The 17753-nt window shown below is 64.7% G+C and carries 17 protein-coding genes and 1 pseudogene; 5 read left to right on the top strand and 13 right to left on the bottom strand.

What is annotated here, in order from left to right:
* The first annotated feature begins 2 nt into the window (after positions 1-2).
* Complete coding sequence (locus IVB47_RS07325) at positions 3-248, top strand: Lrp/AsnC family transcriptional regulator (RefSeq protein ID WP_007602021.1); 246 nt, start codon at positions 3-5, stop codon at positions 246-248.
* A 24-nt stretch (positions 249-272) separates the two neighbouring features.
* Here the strand turns inward: IVB47_RS07325 and IVB47_RS07320 are convergent, their stop codons facing one another.
* Positions 273-1202, bottom strand: a complete 930-nt coding sequence (locus IVB47_RS07320) for a cytochrome c (RefSeq protein ID WP_247460751.1) — start codon at positions 1200-1202, stop codon at positions 273-275.
* A gap of 155 nt (positions 1203-1357) precedes the next feature.
* Between IVB47_RS07320 and IVB47_RS07315 the strand changes: the two genes are divergently transcribed.
* Positions 1358-1774: a CHRD domain-containing protein gene (locus IVB47_RS07315; protein ID WP_027566840.1), complete on the top strand. Its 417-nt coding sequence runs from the start codon at positions 1358-1360 to the stop codon at positions 1772-1774.
* A gap of 77 nt (positions 1775-1851) precedes the next feature.
* On the opposite strand, the gene IVB47_RS07310 is transcribed toward IVB47_RS07315, so the two are convergent.
* The 10 genes and pseudogenes from IVB47_RS07310 to IVB47_RS07265 form a co-directional block, all read right to left on the bottom strand.
* Positions 1852-3147: a cystathionine gamma-synthase family protein gene (locus IVB47_RS07310; protein WP_247460749.1), complete on the bottom strand. Its 1296-nt coding sequence runs from the start codon at positions 3145-3147 to the stop codon at positions 1852-1854.
* A 285-nt stretch (positions 3148-3432) separates the two neighbouring features.
* Positions 3433-3879: a cytochrome c gene (locus IVB47_RS07305; RefSeq protein WP_007602016.1), complete on the bottom strand. Its 447-nt coding sequence runs from the start codon at positions 3877-3879 to the stop codon at positions 3433-3435.
* Positions 3880-4000: 121 nt separating this feature from the next.
* A complete protein-coding gene (locus IVB47_RS07300; protein WP_247460746.1) occupies positions 4001-6310 on the bottom strand; it encodes a xanthine dehydrogenase family protein molybdopterin-binding subunit in 2310 nt (769 codons plus the stop codon).
* A 273-nt stretch (positions 6311-6583) separates the two neighbouring features.
* Positions 6584-6841, bottom strand: a complete 258-nt coding sequence (locus IVB47_RS07295) for a DUF1127 domain-containing protein (protein WP_247460805.1) — start codon at positions 6839-6841, stop codon at positions 6584-6586.
* A 305-nt stretch (positions 6842-7146) separates the two neighbouring features.
* A complete protein-coding gene (locus tag IVB47_RS07290; RefSeq protein ID WP_247287415.1) occupies positions 7147-7563 on the bottom strand; it encodes an SRPBCC family protein in 417 nt (138 codons plus the stop codon).
* Between the two features lie 163 nt (positions 7564-7726).
* Positions 7727-9253 carry a murein biosynthesis integral membrane protein MurJ gene (gene murJ / locus IVB47_RS07285; protein ID WP_247362641.1) on the bottom strand — a complete coding sequence of 509 codons (1527 nt, stop codon included), beginning with the start codon at positions 9251-9253 and terminating at the stop codon, positions 7727-7729.
* A gap of 43 nt (positions 9254-9296) precedes the next feature.
* Positions 9297-10448 carry a DegT/DnrJ/EryC1/StrS family aminotransferase gene (locus IVB47_RS07280; RefSeq protein ID WP_247460744.1) on the bottom strand — a complete coding sequence of 384 codons (1152 nt, stop codon included), beginning with the start codon at positions 10446-10448 and terminating at the stop codon, positions 9297-9299.
* A gap of 33 nt (positions 10449-10481) precedes the next feature.
* Complete coding sequence (locus IVB47_RS07275; RefSeq protein ID WP_247287417.1) at positions 10482-11486, bottom strand: Gfo/Idh/MocA family oxidoreductase; 1005 nt, start codon at positions 11484-11486, stop codon at positions 10482-10484.
* A 184-nt stretch (positions 11487-11670) separates the two neighbouring features.
* Positions 11671-13083: a mannose-1-phosphate guanylyltransferase/mannose-6-phosphate isomerase gene (locus tag IVB47_RS07270; RefSeq protein WP_247460741.1), complete on the bottom strand. Its 1413-nt coding sequence runs from the start codon at positions 13081-13083 to the stop codon at positions 11671-11673.
* 7 nt (positions 13084-13090) lie between these two features.
* Positions 13091-13356, bottom strand: a pseudogene (locus tag IVB47_RS07265) (UDP-glucuronate 5-epimerase); the annotation flags it as partial.
* Here IVB47_RS07265 and IVB47_RS07260 point away from each other — a divergent pair.
* The 3 genes from IVB47_RS07260 to IVB47_RS07250 all read left to right on the top strand — a co-directional run bounded on the left by IVB47_RS07260 (position 13276) and on the right by IVB47_RS07250 (position 15599).
* On the top strand, positions 13276-13473 hold the full coding sequence (locus IVB47_RS07260; RefSeq protein ID WP_247460807.1) for a hypothetical protein: 198 nt from the start codon (positions 13276-13278) through the stop codon (positions 13471-13473). The pseudogene IVB47_RS07265 and the gene IVB47_RS07260 sit on opposite strands and share 81 nt — an antisense overlap.
* A gap of 150 nt (positions 13474-13623) precedes the next feature.
* Positions 13624-14583, top strand: coding sequence for a lysylphosphatidylglycerol synthase transmembrane domain-containing protein (locus tag IVB47_RS07255; RefSeq protein ID WP_247460739.1), 960 nt, complete (start codon positions 13624-13626; stop codon positions 14581-14583).
* Positions 14580-15599 (top strand): glycosyltransferase family 4 protein, encoded by a 1020-nt coding sequence (locus tag IVB47_RS07250; RefSeq protein ID WP_247460736.1) that lies wholly within the window; start codon positions 14580-14582, stop codon positions 15597-15599. The genes IVB47_RS07255 and IVB47_RS07250 overlap by 4 nt, the downstream gene beginning before the upstream one ends.
* On the opposite strand, the gene IVB47_RS07245 is transcribed toward IVB47_RS07250, so the two are convergent.
* Both IVB47_RS07245 and IVB47_RS07240 read right to left on the bottom strand, forming a co-directional pair.
* Positions 15587-16534: an NAD-dependent epimerase/dehydratase family protein gene (locus IVB47_RS07245; protein ID WP_247460734.1), complete on the bottom strand. Its 948-nt coding sequence runs from the start codon at positions 16532-16534 to the stop codon at positions 15587-15589. The two genes, IVB47_RS07250 and IVB47_RS07245, sit on opposite strands and share 13 nt — an antisense overlap.
* The gene (locus IVB47_RS07240) at positions 16531-17751 is read right to left on the bottom strand and encodes a glycosyltransferase family 4 protein (protein WP_247460732.1); all 1221 of its coding nucleotides are present in this window, start codon (positions 17749-17751) and stop codon (positions 16531-16533) included. Before IVB47_RS07240 ends, IVB47_RS07245 begins: the two co-directional genes overlap by 4 nt.
* Between the last annotated feature and the right edge of the window lie 2 nt (positions 17752-17753).

The following is a 17753-nucleotide window of genomic DNA, read 5'->3' as shown; positions in this document are numbered from 1 at the left end:
CGATGGTTCCCTTTTTCGTCCAGATCAAATGCAAGCTCGGCCAATCCTATGTAGTCGCCAATGCGCTTGCCGAAGCCGAGATCGCCTCCGAGATCTATTCCACGGCCGGTCAATACGACCTGCTGGTGAAGTTCTACGTCGACAACGACACCGATATCGGCCACTTCGTCAACGAGAAGGTTCAGGTGCTGCCCGGCATCCAGGACACCCTCACCATCATCACCTTCAAGGCGTTTGGCGCGAGTTGACCGTCCGGAAAAGGGCGGGCCTGATCAGGCGTCGCCCTCCTTGCGCTTGGGGCGCGGCGGACCGTCCACCGGCAGCAGCGATTTGAGATAGTCCGCCATCGCCGCGAGATCGTCGTCCGGCAATTGCGAGGTGTTCTTGATCACCCGCGTCATCGCGCCCCCGACGCTGTCGCCGTCGGGCAATTCGCCGGTCTTCAGGAAATACGCAATATCCTTCGCGCTCCACTCGCCGAGGCCCTTCTGGGTGATGTTGGGGACCCACCCCTCGCCTTCCGGATTGGGCCCTCCGGCGAAGCGTTGTCCGGCGATGATGCCGCCAAGCGCGTTGCGCGGGCTGTGGCATTCCGCGCAATGGCCAAAACTGTTGACGAGATAGGCGCCGCGATTCCACTGCGGCGACTTCGCGCTGTCGGCGACGAAGGGTTTGCCGTCCAGAAATAAGAATTTCCAGATGCCTACGTTGCGCCGGATGTTGAACGGAAAGCGCACGTCGTGGTCGCGCACCTTGCCTGCAACGGCCGGCAGCGTTTTCAGGTACGCAAAGAGATCGAGCACGTCCTCGCGCCTGCCGTGCTGATAGGACGTGTAGGGAAAGGCCGGAAAGTAATGCTGCCCGTCCGGGGAGACCCCGTGCATCACAGCATTGACGAATTCGGCCTCGCTCCATTTGCCGATGCCGTCGGTCGGATCGGAGGAGATGTTCGGCGCATAGAACGTTCCGAACGGCGACTTGATCGCGACGCCGCCGCCGAGCCTGAAACGATCGGGCTGGTCGGGGACGGCATGGCATGAGGCGCAGCCGCCGGCGTTGAACATCGCCTGGCCATTGGCAAGATCAGGGGCGCGGGCGGGCGCGGTGCCGGCGGCCGCCACCACCGGCGCGCTGAGCCACCAATAGACGCCGGCTGCGGCGAGTGCGGCAAGCAGCACCACAGAGATTGTTCGTCGCAACATGCGGTCCTTTCGTCGTCGCGGCGAAGCTTATGACCGATGTCCTCGCGGCTCCAGCCACGAAGAATTTAGCCCACCGCGGCCAGAAACGGGAATAAACTGAAATGCCGGCTGTTGGAAGTTTGGCGGCCCAAACGGGTTCAGCAGGGAGAAAAATCATGAACAAGATCGTCATTGCCATGTCAGTGCTTGGCGCCGTTGCTTTTGCGGGTTCGGCCAGCGCCGAAAAGCTGAAAGCAACGCTCGACGCCAAGTCCGAGGTCCCCGCAACGACCAGCAGCGGCACCGGAACGGCCGATCTGGATTACGACGCCGCCAGCAAGAAGCTGTCCTGGAAGGTCACCTATTCCGGCCTGTCCGGCCCCGCCACCGCCGCGCATTTCCACGGACCCGCCGAGGCCGGCAAGAACGCCGGCGTCGCGGTCGCGATTCCGAATGCGACGTCCAGCCCGGTCGAGGGCTCGGCGACATTGACCGACGCGCAGGCCGCCGATCTGCTCGGCGGCAAGCTCTACGTCAACATCCACACCGCGGCCAATCCGGGCGGCGAGATCCGCGGTCAGGTGACGAAGTAAACTTCGCACAGACCAGCAAAAAAGGGCGGCTGCCATCGCAGCCGCCCTTTTCGATTCCCGTAGCGCTGGCGCGGGCGTCACACCTCAGGTTCGGCCGCGTTCAGCGCCTGCGCGAGGTCGGCGATCAAATCCGACGGGTGTTCGATGCCGATCGACAGCCGGATCGTGGAATCGAGCACGCCGATCTTCCGGCGGATGTCGGCGGGAACGCCGGAGTGGGTCATGGTGGCAGGCAGGCTCGCAAGCGACTCCGTTCCACCGAGGCTCACCGCCAGCTTGAGGATCTGCAGCGCGTTGAGGAATTTCATGGCCGCGGCCTTGCCGCCGACGATGTCGAACGAGAACGTGGATCCCGCCCCTGTGCATTGCCGGGCGAACACAAGTCCGTCCGGCGACGCCGCCTCGTGATGACCGAGATAGTGCACCTTGGCCACTTTGGGATGATCGCGCAGATAGTCCGCCACGAGGCGCGCATTCGCATCGGCCTTTTCCATGCGCAGGCTCAGCGTCTCGAGCGACCGGTTGATCATCCAGCAGGAATGCGGATCGAGCTGGGTGCCGATGGCGCCCCGCAGCGCCTTGATGCCTTTCACGACCGCCTTCGCGCCGAGCGCGGCACCCGCGATCAGGTCTGAATGACCGCCGACATATTTCGTGAGCGAGTACAGGGAAATATCGGCGCCGTGCTCGATCGGCCGCTGAAACACCGGCCCGAGCAGCGTATTGTCGCAGGCGATGATCGGAACGTGGCCTTGGGTCTTTCCGATGGTCTCGGCGACGCGCCGCATCATCGCGACATCGACCAGCCCGTTGGTCGGGTTGGCCGGGGTTTCGATCAGGATCATCGAGACGCGGCCCTTGCGCATGGCCTCCTCCGCGGCCTGGCTGACCACGGCTTCGTCAACGCCATCGGCGAAGCCGACGGCGCCGATCGACAGACGCGCAAGCGTATTCGTCAGCAGGGTTTCCGTGCCGCCATAGAGCGGCTGGGAGTGCAGAATGACATCGCCGGGGCGGACGAACGCCAGGATCGTGGTCGCGATGGCCGCCATGCCCGACGAGAACAGCGCGCAGCTCTCGGTGCGCTCGTAGATCGCGAGCCTGTCCTCGACGATTTCGCTGTTGGGGTGATTGAAGCGTGAATAGACCAGGCCCGCGCCCATCCCTTCCGGCGGCTCGCGCCGGCCGGAGACGAAATCGAAGAAGTCCTGCCCGTCCTCGGCCGTCTTGAACACGAAGGTCGAGGTCAGGAACACCGGAGGCTTGACGGCGCCTTCCGACAATTGCGGATCATAGCCATAGGTCAGCATCAGCGTTTCCGGATGCAGCATATGGTTGCCGATGTGCGTCTTCGACGGGAACGGTTTGACCATGGCTTGTCTCGCTGTTGCTGATTGAGCTGCTCGCCGCGGGTTGGAACTCCTGATGTCGCAACGCGGTCAGGAGCAAGATGCGTCGGCGTCAAAAGCTCACGCCAATGCCGCGGCGGCTGGAGCCAAGATAGCTGCTCCGGCAGCGATCCGTCAGGCCTTGCGGACAGAATTTCCAGTGCTGCGCGCCAACATGAAAAAAGCGGCTGCTGTCGCAACCGCTTTTTCCCGATTCTCAGTAGCCGGATGGAGCGCAGCGCAATCCGGGCTACGAATCTTTTTCTTCCGTCAGCCGTTCTTCACACGAAACGTCTCGTGGCAGCCGCCGCATTCCTTGCCGACCGCGGGGAAATTCGCCTTGAGCGAGTCCAAATCCTTGATCTTGCCCTTGGCCTCGCCGACGACCTTGGCGAAGCTCGCGACCTTGGCATCGAAGCCGGCCTTGTCCTCCCACACCTTCGGCGAGGCGCTGTAGTCGCCCTCGGGCTTCATGCCCTTGGCGCTCGCCGGAAACAGGTTCGGCAGCTTCTTGGCGGTATCCTCGAACTGCGCCAGCGCGCTGTCCACCGTGGCCTGGTCGTAGGGCTTCTCGCCCTTGACCATCGCTGCCACTGCGCCGGCGTTCTTGCCATTGCCCTTCATCAGGGTCTGGACCTCCTTGACGGAGTCCTGTTGTGCCCAAACCGCGCCCATACCGAGCAGGAGCGCGCCCCCAACAACCAACACTCGCTTCATTCGCAAAGTCCCTTTCCTTGATGCAGGATTGCCTTGATGCAGGATCGCCGTGCTGCACGATCGTGCTGACCCCTCAATGGGGCCAACACCGCTCGGCAGACTTCATTCCCGTGGAAGATTGTCACAGGTTGTGACGGCGATGGTGCTCGTTGACGGCGATCCACACCCGCTCCGGGGTCGCCGGCATGTCGATGTGGTCGATCTTGTACTCGCGCCAGAGCCCGTCGACGATGGCGTTGACGACGGCCGGGCAGGACCCGATCGCGCCGGCCTCGCCCGCGCCCTTGACCCCCAGCGGATTGGTCTTGCAGGGAACGTTGGCGGTCTCGAACACAAAGTCCGGCCCGTCCGCCGCGCGCGGCAACGCGTAGTCCATGAAGGTCGCGGTGACGAGCTGGCCGTCGCCCGCGCCATAGACCACCTGCTCCATCAACGCCTGGCCGATGCCCTGCATGGCGCCGCCATGGACCTGGCCGGCCAGCAGCAGCGGATTGAGCGTCATGCCGAAATCATCGACGATCACGTAGTTGACGATTTTGATGATGCCGGTGGCCGGATCGATCTCGACCTCCGCGACATGGGTACCGTTCGGATAGGTGCCGTCGGCGCTGGCAAAGGTCGCGCTCGCATTGAGCTTCGACGGATCCGCGCCGGGTCGCTTGGCGAGATCGGCGAACGAAATCGAACGGTCGGTGCCGGCGATGCGCACGATGCCGTCGGTGATCTCGAGGTCGCCGGCGCTGGCTTCCAGCGCCTGGGCCGCGATTTCCTTCAGCTTCTGCCCGAGTTCGCGGGTCGCGCGCTCGACGCTGACACCGCCCGACGGGATCGAAGCCGAGCCGCCGGTGCCGAGGCCCGTGGCGATCATGTCGGTGTCGCCCTGGTGGACGTGCACGCGCTCGGGCGCCACGCCGAACTGCTCGGCAACGATCTGCGCATAGGCCGTCTGGTGGCCCTGCCCGCTCGACTGGGTCCCGATCAGGACCGTGATATCGCCATTGGGGTCCATCCGCACATTGGCGGTCTCCTCGCCCATGGTGCCGCAGACCTCGACATAGCTCGCAAGTCCGATGCCGCGGATCAGGCCATTCTTCTTGGCCGCCTTGGCGCGCTTGCCAAACTCTTTCCACTCGGCGATCTCCATCGCGCGCTTCAGATGCGCGGCGAAGTCGCCGGAATCGTAAACCTTGCCGGTCGCGGTCTTGTAGGGCAGCGCTTTCGGCTGAATGAAATTCTTGCGGCGGATGGCATCCACCGTCATGTCGAGTTTTCGCGCGCAGGCGTCCACGAGACGTTCGATAACGTAAGCCGCTTCGGGCCGCCCGGCGCCGCGATAGGCATCGACCGGCACGCTGTTGGTGAAGATGGTGCGCACCCGGCAGTGGAACGCCTGGATGTCGTAGAGGCCCGGCAGCATGCCGGCGCCGCCATGCGGGATATAGGGCCCGAAGGTCGACAGATAGGCGCCCATGTCGCCCATCAGGTCGCAATCCATCGCGAGGAACTTGCCGTCCTCGGCCAGCGCCATCTTCGCGGTGGTGACGTTGTCGCGGCCCTGCGCGTCGCCCATAAAGTGCTCGGTGCGGTCGGCCGCCCATTTCACCGCCTTCTTCAGCTTTCGCGCGGCGACCGCCAGGAGGGCGTATTCCCGATAGGGAAACAGCTTTGTGCCGAAGCCGCCGCCGACGTCGGGGCAGATCACCCGCATCTTGTCGGTCGGAATGTTGAGCACGTTCTGGCAGAGGATGTCGCGCAGGCGATGGCTGCCCTGGCTGCCGACCGTCAGCGTCAGATGGTCGCGCTTGGCGTCGTATTCGCACACGGCCGCGCGCGTTTCCATGAAGTTCGCGACGACGCGCGGATTGACGATCGAGATCTCGGCCACCGCATGCGCTTTGGCAAAGGCAGCTTCGGTCGCTTTCTTGTCACCGATCGAGACGTCGAACAGCACGTTGCCGGGCTTGTCCGGCCAGACCAAGGCTGCGCCCTTCTTCACGGCGTTGACGACGCCGGTCACCGCTGGCAGCGGGCTCCATTTGACCTCGATCGCCTCGATCGCGTCGCGGGCCTGGTCGACGGTCTCGGCGACCACGAAGGCGATGGAATCGCCGACATGGCGTACCTCGTCCTTGGCGAGGATCGGGTAAGGCGGCCCGGTGAAGGGATCTGTCTCGAGATTGAACAGGCAGGGCAGATTGCCAAGATCCCCAACGTCATCGGCGGTCAGGATCAGCGCGACGCCGGGGAGAGTGCGGGCACGGCTCGCATCGATGGTGTATTTGGCATGCGCATGCGGCGAGCGCAGCATCAGGCAGCGCAAAGCGGCCTGCGGCGCGTAATCGTCGGTATAGCGGCCCTTGCCGCGGATGAGCGCGTCATCCTCCTTGCGCAATACGCTTTGGCCAACGCCGAACTTGATGGGAGCCGCCATTTTCTCGTCCCGTTTCTCATGGTTGTTTTGCCGGCATATTGCCGTGGAAAAACTGGCAAGGCAAACGGGTTTAGCCATGCGAAAACCGTCCAGCGCCCTCACCTGTCAGAGCAGGATGGAACGGGAGTGCCGCAGCTCGGTCATTTCGCTGTGAGGATCGGTCCGCTTGATGGCATGGTGCCGAACCCGCCCGCAGTGCACGCCTGAGAACAAGCAGCCGTGCCGACGGCTGCTTGCTCACAAAGCGCATCTCCGCTTCGGATGGCTCATCAGTTAGATCCCCCCGCGGCTCCATAGATCTCTGGCGTGATCCCTCAGCCTATCGATAGCCCGTTCCGGCGAGATGTAGTCGACCTCGCCACGCGTTATGCCGATATCCATCAGCTCCCTGTCACTCAGGTCCTGCAAGGCGAGGTGTGGACCCTGCCGCCAGCGCCAGTCCTGGAGCGCACGCCAGTATTGCGCGAGCAAGCCTGGGATGCTCCACGTCGAGGCAAGTTCGAGAGGGAGCCTCTCGGTCTCGGATGTCATGTTCGTCTGTTGGGGTGGCATCGGACGCTCCTGCTGTTGTGCCGGCAGGAAGCGTGGCCAAACAAAAGGCCCCGTCCGATGCCGGCGGGGCCTGGTGAAAAGATGTCGTCGTCGAATTCCTAGCGCACGACTCCTTCCACGGCCCAGCCGAAGCGGGTCATGTGGTTGCGGTTGAGTTTGCGCGACGATTTGATCATGCGCTGCGATTACCACAGCAATCGCGCAAAATCAAGAGATGTGTAGAGGTTCGCTGCATCCTGGAGGCGAGTCCCTTACCCTGGCGCTTTCTTGCCCTACACACGCCCTCAGGACTTCGTCTGCTTCGCTTCTACGTATCGTGCGAAGTTGTCGAGGATTGCCTGCCAACCGCCTTGCTGCTGCTCGACCGAATGCGTCGATTCGCCATCGAAGACCACGCGGACGAGAATGCCCTTTGGGCCGGGCACAAACTCGACTTCGGCTTTTCGCTCGCCGAACGCGTATTCGATCCGCTTATGCTCGATGATTTTCGTGTAGGTACCGGCGAAGTCAAAGCCCATGCTGCCGTCCTTGGCCTCCATGCGCGATGAGAAGACACCGCCTTCTCGCAGGTCGACGGTCGCCTTGGTCGTATGCCAGTCGTCGGACGCGGCGTTCCACTTCATGATGTCGGCCGGCGTCGTATAAGCGCGCCAGACCTGATCGATGGGGGCTGCTACGTTGGTTTCGACGGTGATCCTCATAAACAGTGCTCCTGGTTCGATTTTTGCCGGCTCAAGGTGACGGCATCACGTCAATTGTGCGGGGTCCATCCGCCGCACTTCCGAGATGTGTCGATCCAAGGACGATCGAGACTGGCCCATGCCGACAAGGTCGAGCCGTCAATGCGTTGAAAATATGAAAAAGCTAGCCCCGCACCAGCGAGACCAGCCAGCGGCGGCCGAACAGGGCGAGGATGGCGAGCGCATAGACGATCGTGCCCCCGACGGCCAGCAGAAGCAGCGTCAATTCGTCCCGGAAGGGCATCGCCCCCAACGAAGGACCGCCAAAGCGCGCGATGAGCCAGAAGGCTGCCGCCAGGATGATCCCGGTCAGCAGGAATTTGGCGAGCGACAACAGCCAGGCGCGGTCCGGCACGAGAAAGCCTCGCCGCACCGCGAAGAACAGCACCAGCAGCAGGTTGGTCCACACGCCGACGGCAGTGGCCAGCGCAAGCCCGATCTGGGCCAACGATCCCATCAAGGCGACCTTGAGCGCGACGTTGACCGCGATGCCGGTCAGGGAGGCGCGAACCGGCGTTGCCGTGTCCTTGCGCGCATAGAAGGTCGCGACCGCGCTGCGGATCAACACGAAGGGGATCAGGCCGATGGCATAGGCCGCGAGCGTGGCGCCGGCGGCGGCGGCATCGGCTTTCGAGAACGCCCCGCGGGCGAACAGCGCGCGCATGATCGCGTCGGGCACAGTGAGGAAGGCGGCGACGAACGGCACCGAGAACAACAGCGTGAAATCGAAGGCGCGGCGCTGCGCCTTCATCGCGCCGTCATGGTCGTTGGCCGTGATCCGCCGCGACATCTCCGGCAGCAGCACCGTGCCGATGGCAATGCCGATCACGCCGATCGGGAGCTGGTTGAGGCGGTCGGCGTAATACAGCGCCGACAGCGCGCCCGCAGGCAGGAAGGTCGCGATGATGGTGTCGGCAAACAGCGCCAGCTGCGTGCCCATCGAGCCCAGCGTCGCAGGCCCGAGTGCCCTAAAGAATGCGCGGACGTCTTCGTCGAGCTTGAGTGGCGCAAAGCGCGGCAGGCCGCCGTGGCGGGCGAGATCGCCGGCGAGCAAGAAATACTGCAAAAAGCCGGAGATCAGGACGCCCCAGGCGGCGGCGTGGCCCGCGCTGGGAAACCAGGCGGCAAGCGCCAGCGTCATCATCATCGAGACGTTGAGGAAGATCGACGCGGCTGCGGCGCTCGCGAAGCGCTGCATCACGTTGAGCATGCCGCCATAGAGCGTCACCAGCGTGATCAGCAGCAGATAGGGAAAGGTGATCCGGGTCAGCTCGATCGCGAGCTTGCGCTGCTCGGCGTCCTCGGAAAAGCCGGGGGCCAGAAGGCTCATGGCTTGCGGCATGAACAGCCAGGCGACGATCAGCAGCACCACCTGCGAGGCCAGCAGCAGCGTGAAGATGCGGTCGGCGAACAATCTTGCCGCCCCCTCCCCGCGTTCGCCATGGACGTGCGCATAGGCCGGCACCCAGGCCGCGTTGAAGGCGCCCTCGGCAAAGATCGCACGGAAATGGTTGGGCAGCCGCAGCGCCACGAAAAAGGCGTCGGCCACGGGGCCGGCGCCGAGAATCGCCGCAAGCATGATGTCGCGGGCAAATCCCGTCAGCCGCGAGAGCAGCGTGTAACCACCAACCGTGAAGATACGTCCGAGCATCGTTCCCTTCTAAAGGAAGAGCTCGCGCAGCAAAACGGCGAATTCAGGTTGAAAGCGCGCCGCGCACGGCCGCGATGATTCGCTCCTGATCGGCTTCGGTCAGGTAGGCGTGCATCGGCAGGCTGATGACGTCCTGCGACAGGCTCTCGCAGCCCGGCAGGCCGCCCTCGGCCACCGGGTACTGCTTGTAGGCCGTCTGCTGATGCATCGACTTGCCGTAATAGATCGCCGTCGGCACGCCCTGGGCCTTCAGCGCGGCGGCAAAGCCGTCGCGGTCGGTGCCCTCAGGGAGGCGGATCGTGTACTGCGCCCAGACCGAGGTGTTGCCGGGAGCAACGCGCGGCACGGTGACCACATTGCTGAGACCGCGCGCGTAGCGCTCGGCGACCTTGTTGCGGGCGGCGATCTCGTCGTCGAAGATCTTCAGCTTCTCGATCAGGATCGCGGCCTGCATGGTATCGAGCCGGCCGGTCAGGCCGAGGCGGACGTTGTCGTATTTGTCCACGCCCTGCCCGTGCACGCGGATGCTGCGCAGCGTCGCCGCGAGCTCGTCGTCATCGGTAAAGATCGCGCCGCCGTCGCCGAAGCAGCCGAGCGGTTTTGCGGGAAAGAAGCTGGTCGCGGTGGCGAGTGCCAACGTGCCGAGCTTGCGGCCCTTGTAGCTCGCGCCAAAACCCTGCGCTGCGTCGTCGAGCACGAACAGGCCATCAGCCTTGGCGATCTCGGCGATGGCATCGTGATCGGCCGGCTGGCCGAACAAATCGACCGGAATGATCGCGACCGGCTTGAGGCCGGCCTTGCGGGCGGTCGCGATGCCGCGCTTGAGCGATTCCGGGCTCATGTTGGAGGTGGCTTCGTCAACGTCGACATAAACCGGCGTCGCGCCGGTCCGCGCCACCGGCGAAGCCGTCGCGATGAAGGTGAAGGACGGACACAGCACGGCGTCGCCGGGCCCAACATTCTTCGCCATCATCACCATCAGGATCGCATCGGTGCCGCTGGCGCAGCCGATCACATGCTTGGCGCCGCAATATGCCGCAAGCTGCTTCTCGAGCTCGGCGACTTCAGGGCCGTTGACGAACTGACAATGGTCGAGAACCCGCTTCACGGCAGCATCGAGCGAGTCGCCGAGCCGACGGCGCTGCGAGGCGACGTCGATGAAGGGAATGGGTTCGGAACGCAGATGCTGGTTCATGGCGCCTTCTTGGCTAGTCGACATGGAAAGAGTTCAACCGGCAACGCGGCGCGGACCCTTGCGGGCCGACGACGTGGCCGCGGGCCGCGACGGCGTTTCCAGGCACTGCGTCGCGATCTCGAGGCTGGCGACACCTTCGTCGCCGGTGACCGCCGGCGTCTCGCCGTTGCGCACGGCCTTGAGGAACGCGATCAGCTCGGCGCGGAGCGGCTCGTCATGGCCGACCGGAAGATGCCGCATCGAATAGCTGCCGTCAGGCTTGAAGCCGAAACATTCGGTGACCTGGCGCGTCAAGAGATCGCCCATCACGTATTTGCCGCGGGTCGCGACCGTGACGCTACGCGCCTTGAACGGCGTCAGCCAGTTGGTGTTGATGTGCGCGAGCACGCCGTTGGCGGTGCGGAACTGCAAGAGCGCGATGTCCTCGCGCTCGGCGACCGCACTCGACAATTGCGGCTGCACCTCGACGATGTCGGACTCGGTGAACCAGCGGATCAGATCGATGTCGTGCACGGCGAGATCGATGACGACGCCGACATTGGACATGCGCGGCGGAAACGGGCCGACGCGCGTGATCGCGATCGACAGAATATCCTCGCCCGCGATCGCCTGCTTGACGGCGGCGACCGCCGGATTGAAGCGCTCGACATGGCCGACCATCAGCGTCACGCCGGCCTTTTGCGCAGCCGTGACGATCTCGCGGCCTTCCGCGACCGTGGACGCAATCGGCTTCTCGACCATCACGTGGATGTTCTTGGCGATGCAGGCGAGCGAGACCTCGTGATGCAGATGGGTCGGCGCCGCGATGGTGACGGCATCGACGCCTTCGGCCAGCAGCTGGTCGAGCGTCTCGAAGCTCGCGCAATTGGCAAGCTCCATCGCCCGGGTGCGATGTGCCGGCGAAGGATCGACGACGCCGACGAGGTTGACGCCGGGAAGACCCGCGAGCACGCGCGCGTGGTTGCTGCCCATCACGCCGGCGCCAATGACGCCGACGCGCAAGCCGGCCTTTGCCGGTGCCGATCCTGTGGAACTCATTTGAGCAAACCCCGATTCAACGCAAATCCCCGGGGCGCTTCTAGCACGGACGCCACATTTGTGGCGAATGGGGAGCTAGCGGTCCGGACACGATTTGATTCAAAAAGTTACACGTTTCCCGGGCCTTAAGCCTCTGAAAGACACCACTCTTTTGGCCCGGATCGCGTGATTCGGAGTGTGCTGGTTACGACCTTTGATAGTCGTCTTCAATCCGGATGATGTCGTCTTCCCCGAGATAGCTTCCAGTCTGGACCTCGATCAGCTCCAGCATGATTTTACCGGGGTTCTCCATCCGGTGCACCGCGCCCATCGGAATGTAGATCGACTCGTTCTCGTGCACGCTTTTGACGGTCTCGTTGACGGTGACGCGGGCGGTGCCGCGGACCACGATCCAGTGCTCGGCGCGATGATGGTGCTTCTGCAGCGACAGACGCCCGCCGGGCTTGACCACGATGCGCTTGACCTGGTGGCGCTCGCCATTGTCGACCGATTGGTAGCTGCCCCAGGGCCGATGCACCTTGAGATGCTCCTCGGTGACCTTCGGTGCGACCGCCTTGAGTTTTGTGACCAGCCGCTTGAGCCCGTTGGCATCTTTTTGGCGCGAGACCAGAACCGCATCGGCAGTCGCAACCACGATGAGATCGTCGACGCCTTCGAGCGCGACCAGCGCGGCATCGGTGGTGACGTTGCAGTTGCGGGAATCCTCGAACACGGCGGCGCCATGCGAAGCATTGCCTTGCGCGTCCTTGTCCGACAATCCCCACACCGCGTGCCAGGAGCCGACATCGGACCAGCCGCAGGACACCGGCACCACCGCGGCGCGCGCGGTCTTCTCCATCACCGCATAGTCGATCGAGATCGCCTTGGCCGCGCCGAACGCCTCGGGCTCCAGCGTCACGAAGCCGAGATCGCGGCCGGCATTGCTAACAGCATTGGAAATCGCCTCTACGCTCGCTGCATCGACCTTGCGGTATTCGTCGAGCAACACAGTGGCGGGGAACATGAAATTGCCGCTGTTCCAGAGATAGCCGGAATTGACGTAATCGGCGGCCTTCACCGCATCCGGCTTCTCGACGAAGCGCGCGACCGCGTGCACCTCGCCGGAGATGACCTCGCCTGGGCTGATATAGCCGTATTCGGTCGCCGGCCGCTCCGGCTTGACGCCGAACGTGACGATGCGCCCGGCGCTCGCGGCGGTGAGGCCCTGGCGGCACGCGGCGACGAACGCCGCATTGTCCTGCACCACGTGGTCGGCGGCGAGCGCGAGCACGATCGCCTCACTGGCGCGGCTCTGCGCGAACACCGCGCCGGCGGCGATCGCAGGCCCGGAATCGCGCCGCATCGGCTCCAGGATCACGTCGGCCTCGATGCCGATCTCGGCGAGCTGCTCAAGCACCATGAAGCGATAGGAAGCATTGGTGATGACGATCGGGCGATCGAACAGCGAGACCTCCGAGACGCGCAACAGCGTGTCCTGGAAGGTCGAGCGGGTGCCGAACAGCGGCAGGAACTGCTTGGGGCGCACCTCGCGCGAAGCCGGCCACAGCCGCGTTCCGGCACCGCCGCACATGATCAGGGGGATAATGCGTTTGTCCATCGTCATTTCAAACCTTGAACTCGTTCCGATACCAGGTGACAAAATTACGAATTCCGTGTGCGATCGGCGTTGACGGTGCAAAGCCGGTGTCGCGCATCAGATCCTCGACATCCGCGAACGTTTCCAAAAGGTCTCTCGGCAGCAATTCTTTGATCGCCGTCCGACCCAGCCCCTGCTCCAGAATCCGACGACATGCATCAGCTCTTCCGGATGGTGGTTGCCGACATTGTAGACCTTAGACGGCGCATTTGCGGCAGCCGGGTCATCGGCGGGCATCAAGCCGATGAAATCGGCGGCGCCCGTGACCAAAATCTCCTGATCCCTCATCCTGTTCCCAAGGTCTGCTTCACCCGATCCGTGCTCGATCTTTCGCCCGCGGCGCCTCTTTAGCCTCCGCATCGACGGGGTCGCAATAGCTCCGCTGCCCTGCATGAGGGCTCTCGATCACCGCTATTGCAAGATCGACGCCAAAACCATACCAAAGCGGCCGAATTCGGCGCCTTGCGTCGGGTTGCTTCAACCCTTGTTCATGCGGGCGAAATGCGCCGAATCCTGCTGTCGACGGCCAAGATCCTGATTTCCGGAGCGCTGCTCTACCTGGCGCTGCGCAAGGTCGATCTGTCCGAACTGTTCTCGCGCTTCACCGTGACCAGCCTGTTCTGGATCGGCTTGGCGATCGCCGTCACGTTCCTGCAAATCTTCGTCGGCGTGTTGCGCTGGCGCGAGGTCAGCGCCGCATGCGGCGCCCCGCTCGAGCTCGGCCGGGCCATGCGCTACAACGTGATCGGATCTTTCTTCAACCAGACCCTGCCCTCGGCGATCGGCGGCGATGCGGTCCGGTTGTGGCTTGTCGCGCGCGCCGGCGCCGGCTGGCGCGCTGCGACCTACTCGATCTTCGTCGATCGCGCGATCGGTTTGATCGCGCTCGCGATCATGATCGTCGCGAGCCTGCCCTGGAGCTACAGCCTCATCGCCGATCCACACGGGCGCTCGGCGCTGCTGCTCGTCGATCTCGCGGCGCTCGCGGGTGGTCTCGGCTTCCTGGTCTTCGGCGCGCTGAAATGGCACTGGCTGAGAACCTGGTGGGCCACGCATCACATCCACGCCTGTGCCGTGATCGCCAACCGCGTGATCTTCAGCCGCTCGCGCGGACCAGCCGTCGTGAGCCTGTCACTCGCCGTGCATGTGCTGGCCGTCGTGGTCGCCTGGTGCGTCGTGCAGTCGATCGCGGCGCCGGTCGGCTTCAGCGACGTCTTTATGCTCGTGCCGCCGGTGATGCTGATCACGATGATGCCGATCTCGATCGCCGGCTGGGGCGTGCGTGAAGCCACCATGAGCCTCGCGTTCGGCTTCGCGGGGCTGGCCGCCAACGAGGGGGTCAACGTCTCGCTGCTGTTCGGCGCCGTGTCCTTCATCGTCGGCGCGATCGGCGGCCTGGTCTGGATCCTCAGCGCGGAGAAAGCCGCGCAGGGATCGGCGCCGCTCGGGGTACCGGAGTGAACGCGACCGTTGACGCGCTCGGCGCCGTACCCTCGCTGCTTGCCGTTGCGATTGCCGCGCTGGTGTCGGGCGTCATCACCTGGACCAGCCGTCCCCTGCTCCAGCGTTACGCATTGGCGCGGCCCAACGCGCGGTCCTCTCATCGCATCCCGACCCCGCAGGGTGCGGGCATCGCCGTGATATCAGCGACGCTGCTGGTCGCATCAGCCTGGGCAGCCTGGGCGAACATCGCGATTCCGCCGGCGCTGATCGCTGCAACGGTCTTGATCGCCGTGGTCGGATTTGCCGACGACATCAAGTCGCTGCCGGTGCTCGTGCGCCTCGTGCTGCAGGCCGCAGCTGTCGCCGCCGTCGTGTTCACCACGCCCGAGACCGCGCGCATCGTGCCGGCGCTGCCGCTCGCGCTGGAGCGCGGACTCATCCTGCTGGCGGGCGTGTGGTTCGTGAACCTCGTCAATTTCATGGACGGGCTCGACCTGATGACGGTGGCGGAAGTGGTGCCCGTCACCGCCGCGCTGCTGCTGCTGGGACTGCTCGGCGATTTGTCGTGGCCGGCGGCGCTGATCGCCGCGGCGCTGTGCGGCGCCATGCTCGGCTTTGCGCCGTTCAACAAGCCGGTCGCGAAAGTCTTCCTGGGCGATGTCGGCAGCCTGCCGATCGGCCTTTTGCTCGGCTGGTGCCTGCTCGAGCTCGCCTGGCGCGGGCAGCCCGCCGCGGCGCTGTTGCTGCCGGCCTATTACCTCGTGGATTCGACCATCACGCTGTTCCGGCGCATCGCAAGGCGCGAGCAATTCTGGTCGGCGCATCGCTCGCATTTCTACCAGCGTGCCACCGACCATGGCTTCACGGTTTCCCGCGTGATCGGGGAGGTGTTCGCGCTCAATCTCGTGCTCGCGGGGCTTGCCATCGTCACCGCTCGCGCCGGCTCGATGACGATCACGCTGACCGCGCTGTCGGCGGGCGCAATCGCGATCGGCATCGTGCTGCGGCGGTTCTCCGGCCCTCAGGCGTCCTGAGCCACCAGCGCCAGCCGCAGCCCCTCGTCGAGAGACACCGGCGGCTGCCACCCGGTCGCGGTCGCCTTGGCGAGGTTGAGCTCGAGCGAGCCGATCAGGCTGTCATGCGTATCCTGCCGGCCCAACACGCTCAGCAACGTCCCGAGCAGGTCCTGTGGCATGCCGAACAGCCGCGAGCTCTTGCCGGCAGCCTTGGCCAGCCGCTCGATGAACTCGGGCGTCGAGACCTGCTCCCTGTCGGCCACCAGGAAGATCTCGAAATTGCTCGCGGGATCTGGATGAGAAAGCCGGCGCAGGATGAACGACGACAGGTTCTGCACGGCAAGGAAGGCGCGGTGATTGCGGATCGCGGCAAAGGGCAGCGGCAGCCCGAGGTTCACTGCACGCGTCAGCAGCGCGAAATTGCCCTTGGCGCCCGCACCATAGACCAGCGGCGGCCTGATCACCGAGACCTTCATGGCGCTGTCGCGCGCCAGCGTCTTCAAGCCCGCTTCGGCCGCGGCCTTGGACATGCCGTAGAGACCGCGCGGCGTCAGGACATCGTCCTCGCTGAACGGCCCGCGGCCCTCATTGCTGCGACCGTGCACGAGAACGGTGCTGATGAAAATGAACTGCCGCACGCCGGCCGTCGCCGCGCTGCGCGCCAGGTGGAGCGTGCCGGCAATGTTGACGTTGCGGTAGAGCTGGACCGCATGCTCTTCGTGCTTGTGATGCACCCGCGCGGCGAGATGAACGACGGCATCGACGCCTTCAAGCGCGGCCTGCCAGTCGGTTTCGGGGCCGATCGTTTCGATCACGACCTCGTCGTCCATGCCTTCCGGTCTGCGGACCGCGCGGCGGACCGACCACCCCTCGCGCGCCAGCGCGGGCACGACGTGACGGCCGACGAAACCGCTCGCACCCGTCACCAGCACGACTGGCTTGCGCTCGTTCATCGTTGCTCCGGCAGTTCGGGGTTGCGCAACAATTCGTCGGTCAGGGCGGCATAGGCGTTCATCGCGGTGACGCGATCGAACTTCGCCGCCGCCTTCACCGCGCGCCCCGCAAAGGCGACACCGTCGGAGCGAGACGCCGCGCGGATCGCCTCGGCCAGTTGATCGGCGCGGCCCGGCGTCACGACCCAGCCCAGCCCGTTCTCCACCACGGTCAACGCAGCCTCGGCCTCCGGTTCGGAGACCAGCACCACGGGACGGCCGACCGCCAGCAGATTGTAGAACCGGCTCGGCACCGAAACCCCCGCAACGTCCTTCCGGTACGGAATGATCCAGAGATTGGCAGCCGCCAGGAATGGTTCGAGCTCGGCATCCTCGACCCGTCCCACGAAGGAGACATTGGGCAAGTTCGCCTCCGTCTGCAACTGCTTCAACCGCTCGAAGCCGATGCCCCAGCCGGAGAGCAGGAAGTGGATATCAGGCTCGTCCCTCAAAAGACGCGCCGCCTCGAACACGATCTCCGGATCATGGGTGAAGCCGAGATTGCCCGACAGGCCGACAACGAAACCCGCCGAGAGCGCTTTGCGGAACGGATTATCCGCCGTCACCGGCCGGGGTGCGGCCACGAGCGTCGCCCAGTTCGGGATGAAGCGGATCTTGTTTCGCGTCATGCCGGAATAGCTCAGTAGCGGCCGTTCCGCATCGCGGCCGATGGTGATGACGGCATTGAGCGCGCGGAACATCAGGCCGTTGGCGGCGCGCATCGTCATAGTGATAATCGAACCGGGCTTCAGCAGGCCCGCCATCACCAGCACGTCAGGGAAGAGGTCGTGCATGATCAGCGCTGAGCGCGCGCCCTTCAGCCTCGCCGCCGCCGCGACTGCGTAAGGCAGCATGAACGGTGCGGTAACGGTGAGCACGACGTCGCCTCGCCTCAACTCCCGTGTCAACGCCAGGAACGTGCGCACCGCGAACAGCAGCTCGGAGGCGCCGCGCCGCACCAGCGCCGCCTTGCCCGCCATGCGGTTCTTGACGGCGACGACCCGCGGCTTGCCCGGGCCGGTCTGCGAGGCCGGCAACGCGCCTGATGAGCCCGACAGCACCACGACCTCGTGATCCCCGGCGATGCGGCAGGCGATCTCGGCCATGATCGCCGCCGTCGTGCTCGGATCAGGCGGGTAGTGCTGGCTCGCCACGACGATCTTGCCTCGAGGCTGCATGA

It is taken from the genome of Bradyrhizobium sp. 62 (genome assembly GCF_023073035.1).
Taxonomy (GTDB): domain Bacteria; phylum Pseudomonadota; class Alphaproteobacteria; order Rhizobiales; family Xanthobacteraceae; genus Bradyrhizobium.
Note: the sequence above shows the minus strand (reverse complement) of the source record. Positions and strands in the feature narration are given on the sequence as shown.

Coding starts and splice junctions, on each gene's coding strand:
- IVB47_RS07310 (WP_247460749.1), bottom strand. CDS start 3,147: ATGGTCAAACCGTTCCCGTCGAAGACGCACATCGGCAACCATATGCTG.
- IVB47_RS07260 (WP_247460807.1), top strand. CDS start 13,276: ATGCATCAGCTCTTCCGGATGGTGGTTGCCGACATTGTAGACCTTAGA.
- IVB47_RS07315 (WP_027566840.1), top strand. CDS start 1,358: ATGAACAAGATCGTCATTGCCATGTCAGTGCTTGGCGCCGTTGCTTTT.
- IVB47_RS07305 (WP_007602016.1), bottom strand. CDS start 3,879: ATGAAGCGAGTGTTGGTTGTTGGGGGCGCGCTCCTGCTCGGTATGGGC.
- IVB47_RS07300 (WP_247460746.1), bottom strand. CDS start 6,310: ATGGCGGCTCCCATCAAGTTCGGCGTTGGCCAAAGCGTATTGCGCAAG.
- murJ (WP_247362641.1), bottom strand. CDS start 9,253: ATGCTCGGACGTATCTTCACGGTTGGTGGTTACACGCTGCTCTCGCGG.
- IVB47_RS07270 (WP_247460741.1), bottom strand. CDS start 13,083: ATGGACAAACGCATTATCCCCCTGATCATGTGCGGCGGTGCCGGAACG.
- IVB47_RS07280 (WP_247460744.1), bottom strand. CDS start 10,448: ATGAACCAGCATCTGCGTTCCGAACCCATTCCCTTCATCGACGTCGCC.
- IVB47_RS07245 (WP_247460734.1), bottom strand. CDS start 16,534: ATGAACGAGCGCAAGCCAGTCGTGCTGGTGACGGGTGCGAGCGGTTTC.
- IVB47_RS07240 (WP_247460732.1), bottom strand. CDS start 17,751: ATGCAGCCTCGAGGCAAGATCGTCGTGGCGAGCCAGCACTACCCGCCT.
- IVB47_RS07290 (WP_247287415.1), bottom strand. CDS start 7,563: ATGAGGATCACCGTCGAAACCAACGTAGCAGCCCCCATCGATCAGGTC.
- IVB47_RS07275 (WP_247287417.1), bottom strand. CDS start 11,486: ATGAGTTCCACAGGATCGGCACCGGCAAAGGCCGGCTTGCGCGTCGGC.
- IVB47_RS07295 (WP_247460805.1), bottom strand. CDS start 6,841: ATGACATCCGAGACCGAGAGGCTCCCTCTCGAACTTGCCTCGACGTGG.
- IVB47_RS07325 (WP_007602021.1), top strand. CDS start 3: ATGGTTCCCTTTTTCGTCCAGATCAAATGCAAGCTCGGCCAATCCTAT.
- IVB47_RS07255 (WP_247460739.1), top strand. CDS start 13,624: ATGCGCCGAATCCTGCTGTCGACGGCCAAGATCCTGATTTCCGGAGCG.
- IVB47_RS07320 (WP_247460751.1), bottom strand. CDS start 1,202: ATGTTGCGACGAACAATCTCTGTGGTGCTGCTTGCCGCACTCGCCGCA.